Below are 9463 nucleotides of genomic sequence, written 5' to 3' on the forward strand. Positions count from 1 at the left end.
GAGGTTTCATGGTTGAGGTCGAGCGGCATGCCTACGACGTAGTCGTCATCGGCGCCGGCGGCGCGGGATTGCGTGCGGTCATCGAGGCGCGTGAGCGGGGCCTCAAGGTCGCCGTGGTGTGCAAGTCCCTGTTCGGCAAGGCCCACACGGTGATGGCCGAGGGCGGGTGCGCGGCATCCATGGGCAACACCAACCCCAAAGACAACTGGAAGACCCACTTCGGCGACACGATGCGCGGGGGGAAATTCCTCAACAACTGGCGGATGGCCGAACTGCACGCCAAGGAGGCCCCGGACCGCGTCTGGGAGCTGGAAACCTACGGCGCGCTGTTCGATCGCCTCAAGGACGGCAAGATCAGCCAGCGCAACTTCGGCGGGCACACCTACCCGCGGCTGGCGCACGTCGGTGACCGCACCGGCCTGGAGCTGATCCGCACCATGCAGCAGAAGATCGTTTCGCTGCAGCAGGAGGACTACGCGGAACTCGGCGACTACGAGGCGCGCATCCGGGTGTTCGCCGAGTGCACCATCACCGAACTGATCAAGGACGGCCCTGAAAACGGGGGGCGAATCGCCGGGGCTTTCGGCTACTGGCGCGAAAGCGGTAACTTCGTGCTGTTCGAGGCGCCGGCCGTCGTCCTGGCCACCGGCGGGATCGGCAAGTCGTTCAAAGTCACCTCGAACTCCTGGGAGTACACCGGTGACGGGCACGCGCTGGCCCTGCGGGCGGGCGCGACGCTGATCAACATGGAGTTCGTGCAGTTCCACCCGACCGGCATGGTGTGGCCGCCGAGCGTGAAGGGGATCCTGGTCACCGAGGGTGTTCGCGGCGACGGCGGGGTGCTGAAGAACTCCGACGACAGCCGCTTCATGTTCGAATACATCCCGCCGGTGTTCAAGGGTCAGTACGCCGAAACCGCGCAAGAGGCCGACCAGTGGCTCAAGGACAACGACTCGGCCCGTCGCACCCCGGACCTGCTGCCGCGCGACGAGGTCGCGCGCGCGATCAACTCGGAGGTCAAGGCCGGCCGGGGCACGCCGCACGGCGGCGTGTACCTCGACATCGCTTCGCGGCTGACGCCCGACGAGATCAAGCGACGGCTGCCGTCGATGTACCACCAGTTCAAGGAGCTGGCCGGGGTCGACATCACCAGGGAGCCAATGGAAGTCGGACCCACCTGCCACTACGTGATGGGCGGTGTGGAGGTCGACGCCGACACCGGCGCGGCCACCGTCCCGGGCCTGTTCGCGGCCGGCGAGTGCTCGGGCGGCATGCACGGGTCCAACCGGCTGGGCGGCAACTCGCTGTCGGACCTGCTGGTGTTCGGCCGGCGCGCCGGCCTGGGCGCCGCCGACTACGTGCGGGCGCTGAGCAGCCGCCCAGCGGTCGCCGAGGACGCCGTCGAGACGGCGGCCAAGCGGGCGCTGGCGCCCTTCGAGGGACCGACGAACGGCGCCGCGGCCGAGAATCCCTACACCCTGCAGTTGGAACTGCAGCAGTCGATGAACGATCTGGTGGGCATCATCCGCAAGTCGGAGGAGATCTCCGAGGCCCTCGGCCGGCTCGACAAACTGCGCGAGCGGTTCAAGAACATCCGCGTCGAGGGGCAACGGCGGTACAACCCCGGCTGGAACCTGGCCATAGACCTGCGCAACATGCTGCTGGTCAGCGAATGTGTGGCCAAGGCGGCGCTGGAGCGCACCGAGAGCCGCGGCGGGCACACTCGTGACGATCACCCGTCGATGGACTCGTCGTGGCGCAAGGTGCTGCTGGTCTGCCGCGCAGTCGCCGAGCCCGGCGACCTCGAAGCCGCCGTGATCCCCGACATCAGCATCACGCGCGAGGACCAGGTGCCCATGCGGCCCGATCTGCTCGAGCTCTTCGAGGTCTCCGAGCTTGAGAAGTACTACACCGACGCGGAACTGGCCGACCACCCAGGACGGAGAGGTTCATGACCTACAACGCGAGCATGCGGGTGTGGCGCGGCGACGAGGCCGGCGGCGCGCTTGAGGACTTCACGGTTGAGGTCAACGAGGGCGAGGTGGTGCTCGACATCATCCACCGCCTGCAGCAGACCCAGACGCCCGACCTCGCGGTGCGCTGGAACTGTAAGGCCGGCAAGTGCGGGTCGTGCTCCGCGGAGATCAACGGCTACCCCCGCTTGATGTGCATGACCCGGATGTCCACGTTCACCGAGGACGAGGTCGTGACCGTCACGCCGCTGCGGACGTTCCCGGTGATCCGCGACCTGGTGACCGACGTCTCGTTCAACTACGAAAAGGCCCGCGAGATACCGTCTTTCGCGCCGCCCAAGGACCTGCAGCCCGGCGAGTACCGGATGGCGCAGGTCGACGTGCAGCGCTCGCAGGAGTTCCGCAAGTGCATCGAGTGCTTCCTGTGCCAGACCGTCTGCCACGTGGTCCGCGACCACGAGGAGAACAAGAAGGCGTTCGCCGGCCCGCGCTACCTGATGCGCATCGCCGAGCTGGAGATGCACCCCCTGGACACGCTGGACCGGCGCAACCAGGCGCAGGAAGAGCACGGCCTGGGCTACTGCAACATCACCAAGTGCTGCACCGAGGTGTGCCCCGAGAACATCAAGATCACCGATAACGCGCTGATCCCGATGAAAGAGCGGGTCGCCGACCGCAAGTACGATCCCGTGGTGTGGTTGGGTAACAAGCTGTTCCGCCGCTGAGCGCCCGTTAGGCCCCGCCAGTATCCGAGCCCTATGCGAGAAACCACCAGCGTCAACGAGATTCGGACGGCGATTCGGGAGTTGTCGGTCCGCGCCGAGCTCGCACACAAGGAGGGCCGCCACGATGACGCCGCGGAGATCGAGCGGCGCATCGACGGCTACCGGCAAGAGCTCGGCAAGCGGCCCTAGCCTGCTGAGTCGTTAATTCACTCACCCCGAGGACGGCCGACTCGGCCTCCTTGGCGCACCGACCGTGGTGGTTATGCACGAATTTCACACGATTTTCGTGCACAGAGCCCACACTCGGCGCATCCATTCACTGCCCGACGAATCCACGACTCACGGCACTAGCCTGCTGCCAGCGGCTGGCCTAGGCGCCCAGCCGGCGGAACGAGCTGCGGTGGAACACGATGGGCGCCACCTCGGCGTCGACGGTCACCTCGTTGACGCGCAGGACCACGATGGTGTGATCCCCGGCTGGGATCAGCTGCTCGATAGCGCTCTCCAGCCACAGGCCGGTGCCCTTGATGAAGACGGCACCGCTGGGGCTGGATACCGTCTCCAAACCCGCGAAGCGGTCACCGGTTTTGGCCGCCAGCGTCCGGGCGGCCTCGTCGTGCGCCTCGCCGAGCACGCTGATGCCCAGCATCCGCACCCGCTTGAGCTTCGGCCACGTCGTGGATGTGTTCTGCACGCAGAAGGACACCAACGGCGGCTCAAGCGAGACGGGGACAAAGGTACTGGCGGCCAAGCCTTCCCGCACGCCGTCGACTTCGGCGGCGATGGCTACCACGCCGGACGGAAAGTGGCCGAAGGCCTCACGCAGCGAGGACGGGGTCAGCTTGTTCATGGAATTCACTGGACTTCATTCGCCCCTTGAGCCGAGAACGCGATGCCTGCCCGACCCTACCTCGCCGAGTACCCATGCGCGGCGGCCACATCCGGGTGGGCCCGCAGTCTGCTCTTCCATGCGTTGCGACCGTAGACCGCGAAGATCGGATCCGACGGGTCAACAGAGTTATCGGCCAGCGCCGCTAGTCGCTGGGGTAACGAAAACACCGGGATCTGCGCGTCCAGTCGCGGATTAAAGAAATACGGCACCGAGATCCGGTCGACCGTCGGCCGCCGACAGCTCGAACAGCCGGCGGCCCGCCGCCAGCAGCCGCTGCGCGAGCCCCTCGGGCACGTCACGGCCGGTCAGGTAGAAGAAGCCGAGCTCGCGAAAGGCCTCGCGCAGGCCCGGCCGAAGTCGCTCGGTGTCGGTCCGAAGGTCCACCATGGGCACGGCAGTGACGCGACTCACGTCCGTCATTCAGAGCTCTTTTCGGCAGGTCAGCGACGAGATGCAGGCCTTTCCAACCGGTTGGTTAGTTAGCTGGTGCAATGTAGCTCACACTCGCTTGCGTTGACGAAGATAACGCATATATTTTAGAAGAGTTACTGGTGGGTAACTTAGCCCTAGTACCCAACCACAAGTGGCATTCTCAACGAGGAGGAACGTAGTGAGCCACTACAAGAGCAACGTCCGTGACCAAGTATTCAACCTGTTTGAGGTACTGGGCGTTGACAAGGCCCTAGGCCAAGGCGAGTTCAGCGACCTGGATGTCGACACCGCCCAAGAAATGCTTGCTGAGATCAGCCGACTGGCCGAGGGGCCGGTGGCGGAGTCGTTCGTCGAGGGCGACCGGAACCCCCCCGTCTTCGACCCCGAGAACCACTCGGTGACGCTGCCCGAGGCCTTCAAGAGGTCGGTCAAGGCGGTGACGGAAGCCGGCTGGGACAAGGCCGGCATCGACGAGGCGCTGGGCGGGATGCCAATGCCCAAGGCGCTGGTGTGGGCGCTGCACGAGCACATTCTGGGCGCCAACCCCGCCGTGTGGATGTACGGCGGCGGCGCCGGTTTCGCCAACATCCTCTACCACCTCGGCACCGAGGAGCAGAAGAAGTGGGCCGTGATGGCCGCCGAGCGCGGCTGGGGTTCGACCATGGTGCTCACCGAGCCGGACGCCGGTTCGGACGTCGGCGCGGGGCGCACGAAGGCGGTTCAGCAGGAGGACGGCTCCTGGCACATCGACGGCGTGAAGCGGTTCATCACGTCCGCGGACTCCGGTGACCTTTTCGAGAACATCTTCCACCTGGTGCTGGCCCGCCCCGAGGGCGCCGGCCCCGGCACCAAGGGCCTGTCGCTGTTCTTCGTGCCCAAGTTCCTGTTCGACTTCGAGACCGGGGAGCTGGGCGAGCGCAACGGCGTGTTCGTCACCAATGTCGAGCACAAGATGGGCCTCAAGGTGTCGGCGACGTGTGAGCTGTCCTTCGGCCAGCACGGCGTGCCCGCCAGGGGCTGGCTCGTTGGCGAGGTGCACAACGGCATCGCGCAGATGTTCGAGGTGATCGAGCAGGCTCGCATGATGGTCGGCACCAAGGCGATCGCGACCCTGTCGACCGGCTACCTGAACGCACTGGAGTACGCCAAGTCCCGCGTGCAGGGCGCCGACCTGACCCAGATGACCGACAAGACCGCGCCACGGGTGACCATCACTCACCACCCCGACGTGCGCCGGTCGCTGATGACCCAGAAGGCCTACGCCGAGGGTCTGCGCGCGCTGTACCTCTACACCGCGACGTTCCAGGACGCGGCGGTGGCCGAGGCGGTGCACGGCGTGGACGCCAACTTGGCGGTCAAGGTCAACGACCTGATGCTGCCGGTCGTCAAGGGCGTGGGTTCCGAGCAGGCCTACGCGAAGCTGACGGAGAGCCTGCAGACGTTCGGTGGGTCCGGCTTCCTGCAGGACTACCCCGTCGAGCAGTACATCCGGGACGCCAAGATCGACTCCCTCTATGAGGGCACCACCGCCATCCAGGCGCAGGACTTCTTCTTCCGCAAGATCGTCCGCGACAAGGGTGTGGCGCTGGCCCACGTGTCTGGTGAGATCCAGAAGTTCGTCGACAGCGAGAGCGGCAACGGCCGGCTGAAGAGCGAGCGCGCGTTGCTGGGCAAGGCCCTGGCCGACGTCCAGGCGATGGCGGCCACGCTGACCGGCTACCTGATGGCGGCCCAGCAGGATGTCACCAGCCTCTACAAGGTCGGCCTGGGGTCCGTGCGCTTCCTGATGAGCGTCGGTGACCTGATCATCGGCTGGTTGCTGCAGCGCCAGGCCGCGGTCGCCGTGGCAGCGCTCGACGCCGGCGCCAGCGGCGACGAGCGGTCCTTCTACGAGGGCAAGGTCGCGGTGGCAGCGTTCTTCGCGAAGAACTTCCTGCCGCTGCTGGCCAGCACCCGCGAGGTGATCGAGACCCTGGACAACGACATCATGGAGCTCGACGAAGCCGCCTTCTGATCGGCCGCCTGCCGATCCCCCCGGCGCGATCGCAAGGTCCCCCGCTTCCACGTTGAAGCGGGGGACCTTGGGTCTATGGTGTTGGTGCTGGGCGTACCAAAGGGCCGCCGCTGGATCCCCTCACTCCAGCGGCGGCCCTTTCTCGTACGCCGGTGTTGATTCGGCGATCGATCAGGTGGGACGCCCCGTGTTGCCGTCGGGGTCGGGGTCAGACCGCAGCACGGGGCTATCCAGACTCCGGGTACCCCGCGGTCCGCGCTAGTAACCGCGTGTGACTGAAGTCATTTGACGCCGCTCACGCCTCGAGGATCGCGGTCACCCCCTGGCCGCCGGCGGCGCAGATCGAGATCAGCGCCCGAACAGGCGCCTTGGACCGACCCCCGTTTTGCCCCGCCTTCTTTTCGGCAAGCTGCTTGGCGGCCTGAGCGAGAATCCGGCCTCCGGTTGCCGCGAAGGGGTGACCGGCGGCCAGGGAGGAACCGTTGACGTTGAGCTTGGAACGATCGATCGGTCCGAGCGCGGCATCCAGACCCAGCCGCTCTTTGCAGTACTCCTCGGACTCCCAGGCCTTCAGGTGCGCGAGCACCACTGACGCGAACGCCTCGTGGATCTCGTAGAAATCAAAGTCCTGCAGGCTCAGACCGTTTCTCGCCAACAATCGGGGAACCGCATAGGTGGGCGCCATCAGCAGACCGTCGCGCCCGTTGACGTAGTCGACGGCGGCGGTCTCGGAGTCCACCAGGTAGGCCAGCGGAGCCAGCGAATGAGCGGCCGCCCAGTCCTCGCTGGCCAGCAGCGCAACCGAAGCGCCGTCGGTCAGCGGGGTCGAGTTGCCTGCGGTCATCGTCGCGTCACCGGCCTTCACCCCGAACACCGGGCGCAGCGTCGCCAGCTTTTCGGTGCTCGCATTGGGCCGCAGGTTGTCGTCCCGGTAGAGCCCCAGGAACGGCGTGACGAGGTCGTCGAAGAATCCGCGGTCGTAGGCCGCGGCCATGTTGCGATGGCTGGCGACGGCCAGCTCGTCCTGGTCGACCCGCTTGATGCCCATCTGCTTGGTGGTGATCGCGGCGTGCTCACCCATGGACAAGCCGGTGCGCGGCTCGCTGTTGGCGGGGATCTCGATGCCCAGGGTGGCGGGCAGGGTGCCGACCAGCCTCAGCCGTTGGAGATTGGACTTGGACCGGCGCAACTTCAGCAGGTGACGCCGCAGGTTGTCACCCAGGCCGATCGGCGGGTCGGATGTCGTGTCCACCCCCCCGGCGGCGGCGACCTCGTAGCGACCGGCCGCGATGCCGTCGGCCGCGGCGATCGCCGCCTGCAGGCCCGTCCCGCACGCCTGTTGGATGTCGAACGCCGGGGTGTACGACGACAGCTCGGAACCGAGCACGCATTCGCGGGTCAGGTTGAAGTCGCGGCTGTGCTTCAGCACGGCTCCACCCACCACCACGCCCAGCCGTTCGCCGGCCAGCCCGAAGCGGTCCACCAGCCCGGCCAGCGCGGCGGTGAGCATGTCCTGGTTGGACGCCTCGGCGTACGCGCCGTCGGATCTCGCGAAGGGGATGCGATTGCCGCCCAGCACAGCGACCGGTCGCCTGGTCTCAGAATTGGCAGGGGCCATGGTTTCTCCGCGTATCTCTCGGTCCAACAGTTTGGATCGGCCGTTGAGGGCCATACTACCCACTGTTCTTACTCTGAAGTAAGTTCGTCCTCGATACGGTGTGCTTATAGCGGCACGTTTGGCCCATCAAGCACGTTTGGCCCAGCAAGAAATGGAAGGCAGCTCAGTGGCTCCCAAAGCTTCGTCCGATCTGTTCTCTCAGATCGTCAATTCGGGTCCCGGATCGTTTCTGGCAAAGCAGCTTGGCGTGCCGCAGCCGGAGACCCTTCGCCGATACCGGCCCGGCGATCCGCCGTTGTCCGGGTCCCTGCTGATCGGCGGTCCCCCCAACGAGCAGGGCCGGGTCGTCGAACCGCTGCGCGCGGCGCTGGATAAGGACTACGAGCTGGTGGGCAACAACCTCGGTGGCCGTTGGGCCGACCAGTTCGGCGGACTGGTTTTCGACGCCACCGGCATCACGACGCCGGCCGGCCTCAAAGCTCTGTACGAGTTCTTCACGCCCGTCCTGCGCAACCTCGGCCACTGCGCGCGCGTGGTGGTGGTCGGCACCACGCCCGACGCCGCCGCCAGCACCGACGAGCGGATAGCGCAGCGCGCGCTGGAGGGCTTCACCCGCTCGCTGGGCAAGGAACTGCGCAACGGTTCCACCGCGCAACTGGTCTACCTGTCGCCGGCCGCCAAACCCGCCGCCACCGGCCTCGAGTCCACCATGCGGTTCATCCTGTCGGGCAAGTCGGCCTACGTCGACGGGCAGGTCTTCTACGTCGGGGAGGCCGACTCCACGCCGCCGGCCGACTGGGACAAGCCGCTGGACGGCAAGGTCGCCATCGTGACGGGGGCGGCGCGGGGAATCGGTGCCACGATCGCCGAGGTGTTCGCTCGCGACGGCGCCCGCGTGGTCGCGATCGACGTCGAGTCCGCCGCCGAGGCCCTTGCGGAGACCGCCAGCCGCGTCGGGGGTACCGCGCTCTGGCTGGACGTCACCGCCGACGACGCCGTCGACAAGATCACCGAGCACCTGCGTGACCACTACGCCGGGCGCGCCGACGTCTTGGTCAACAATGCCGGTATCACCCGCGACAAGCTGCTGGCGAACATGGACGAAGCCCGCTGGGACGCCGTATTGGCCGTCAATCTGCTTGCCCCGCAACGTCTTACCGAAGGGCTGATCGGCAACGGCAGCATCGGCGCGGGCGGCCGGGTGATCGGTTTGTCGTCGATGGCCGGCATCGCGGGCAACCGCGGGCAGACGAACTACGCCACCACCAAGGCCGGCATGATCGGGCTGACCCAGGCGCTGGCGCCCGAGCTCTACGAGAAGGGCATCACGATCAACGCGGTGGCCCCGGGGTTCATCGAGACCAAGATGACGGCGGCGATTCCGCTGGCCACCCGCGAGGTGGGCCGTCGACTGAACTCGCTGCTGCAGGGCGGCCAGCCCGTCGACGTCGCCGAGACCATCGCGTATTTCGCGAGCCCGGCATCAAACGCGGTGACCGGCAACGTGATTCGCGTCTGCGGCCAAGCCATGTTAGGCGCATGATGGACCAGCCAAGCGGCCTGCGGAACATGTTGCGGGCGGCGGCGGGGGCGTTGCCCCTGGTGCCGCGCGGCGATCAGCTGCCGACCCACACCGTCACCGTCGACGAACTGCCCATCGACCGGACCAACGTCGCCGAGTACGCCGCGGTCACCGGTCTGCGCTACGGCAACAATGTGCCGCTGACCTACCCGTTCGCGCTGACCTTTCCCGCGTTGATGTCGCTGGTGACGGGGCTCGACTTTCCTTTCGCCGCAATGGGATCGGTC

Annotated in this window: 8 protein-coding genes and 2 pseudogenes; 6 read left to right on the forward strand and 4 right to left on the reverse strand. The window is 66.8% G+C overall.

The genetic code is table 11. From position 1 onward, the window contains the following. Positions 1-8 precede the first annotated feature (8 nt). The 3 genes from JO059_RS03360 to JO059_RS03370 are packed head-to-tail and all read left to right on the forward strand — an operon-like array spanning position 9 to position 2887. Complete coding sequence (locus JO059_RS03360) at positions 9-1955, forward strand: fumarate reductase/succinate dehydrogenase flavoprotein subunit (RefSeq protein ID WP_293314703.1); 1947 nt, start codon at positions 9-11, stop codon at positions 1953-1955. After that, positions 1952-2698 (forward strand): succinate dehydrogenase/fumarate reductase iron-sulfur subunit, encoded by a 747-nt coding sequence (locus JO059_RS03365; protein WP_293314704.1) that lies wholly within the window; start codon positions 1952-1954, stop codon positions 2696-2698. Before JO059_RS03360 ends, JO059_RS03365 begins: the two co-directional genes overlap by 4 nt. Positions 2699-2731: 33 nt before the next feature. After that, the gene (locus JO059_RS03370) at positions 2732-2887 is read left to right on the forward strand and encodes a hypothetical protein (RefSeq protein WP_293314705.1); all 156 of its coding nucleotides are present in this window, start codon (positions 2732-2734) and stop codon (positions 2885-2887) included. A 181-nt stretch (positions 2888-3068) separates the two neighbouring features. Here JO059_RS03370 and JO059_RS03375 read toward each other — a convergent pair whose 3' ends face one another. From JO059_RS03375 to JO059_RS03385, 3 genes and pseudogenes are all read right to left on the reverse strand, one after another. Continuing rightward, positions 3069-3557 (reverse strand): flavin reductase family protein, encoded by a 489-nt coding sequence (locus JO059_RS03375; RefSeq protein ID WP_293314706.1) that lies wholly within the window; start codon positions 3555-3557, stop codon positions 3069-3071. A gap of 47 nt (positions 3558-3604) precedes the next feature. Then, positions 3605-3808: pseudogene (locus JO059_RS03380) on the reverse strand (isopenicillin N synthase family oxygenase); the annotation flags it as partial. Next, positions 3783-4010 carry a 2-oxoglutarate and iron-dependent oxygenase domain-containing protein gene (locus JO059_RS03385; protein WP_366516143.1) on the reverse strand — a complete coding sequence of 76 codons (228 nt, stop codon included), beginning with the start codon at positions 4008-4010 and terminating at the stop codon, positions 3783-3785. The gene JO059_RS03385 and the pseudogene JO059_RS03380, both read right to left, overlap by 26 nt. Before the next feature lie 190 nt (positions 4011-4200). Here JO059_RS03385 and JO059_RS03390 point away from each other — a divergent pair, with 190 nt between their 5' ends. Then, positions 4201-6036: an acyl-CoA dehydrogenase gene (locus JO059_RS03390; RefSeq protein ID WP_293314707.1), complete on the forward strand. Its 1836-nt coding sequence runs from the start codon at positions 4201-4203 to the stop codon at positions 6034-6036. Positions 6037-6331: 295 nt separating this feature from the next. Here JO059_RS03390 and JO059_RS03395 read toward each other — a convergent pair whose 3' ends face one another. Further along, entirely contained in the window at positions 6332-7654 is a 1323-nt protein-coding gene (locus JO059_RS03395) for an acetyl-CoA C-acetyltransferase (protein ID WP_293314708.1), read from the reverse strand. 166 nt (positions 7655-7820) lie between these two features. Between JO059_RS03395 and JO059_RS03400 the strand changes: the two genes are divergently transcribed. Both JO059_RS03400 and JO059_RS03405 read left to right on the forward strand, forming a co-directional pair. Further along, on the forward strand, positions 7821-9197 hold the full coding sequence (locus JO059_RS03400; RefSeq protein ID WP_293314709.1) for a 3-oxoacyl-ACP reductase: 1377 nt from the start codon (positions 7821-7823) through the stop codon (positions 9195-9197). Then, positions 9197-9463, forward strand: a pseudogene (locus JO059_RS03405) (dehydratase); the annotation flags it as partial. The gene JO059_RS03400 and the pseudogene JO059_RS03405, both read left to right, overlap by 1 nt.

Origin of the sequence: Mycobacterium sp., from assembly GCF_019247615.1 — a bacterium.
Classification (GTDB): Bacteria; Actinomycetota; Actinomycetes; order Mycobacteriales; family Mycobacteriaceae; genus Mycobacterium.

Coding starts and splice junctions, on each gene's coding strand:
- JO059_RS03360 (WP_293314703.1), top strand. CDS start 9: ATGGTTGAGGTCGAGCGGCATGCCTACGACGTAGTCGTCATCGGCGCC.
- JO059_RS03365 (WP_293314704.1), top strand. CDS start 1,952: ATGACCTACAACGCGAGCATGCGGGTGTGGCGCGGCGACGAGGCCGGC.
- JO059_RS03370 (WP_293314705.1), top strand. CDS start 2,732: ATGCGAGAAACCACCAGCGTCAACGAGATTCGGACGGCGATTCGGGAG.
- JO059_RS03385 (WP_366516143.1), bottom strand. CDS start 4,010: ATGACGGACGTGAGTCGCGTCACTGCCGTGCCCATGGTGGACCTTCGG.
- JO059_RS03395 (WP_293314708.1), bottom strand. CDS start 7,654: ATGGCCCCTGCCAATTCTGAGACCAGGCGACCGGTCGCTGTGCTGGGC.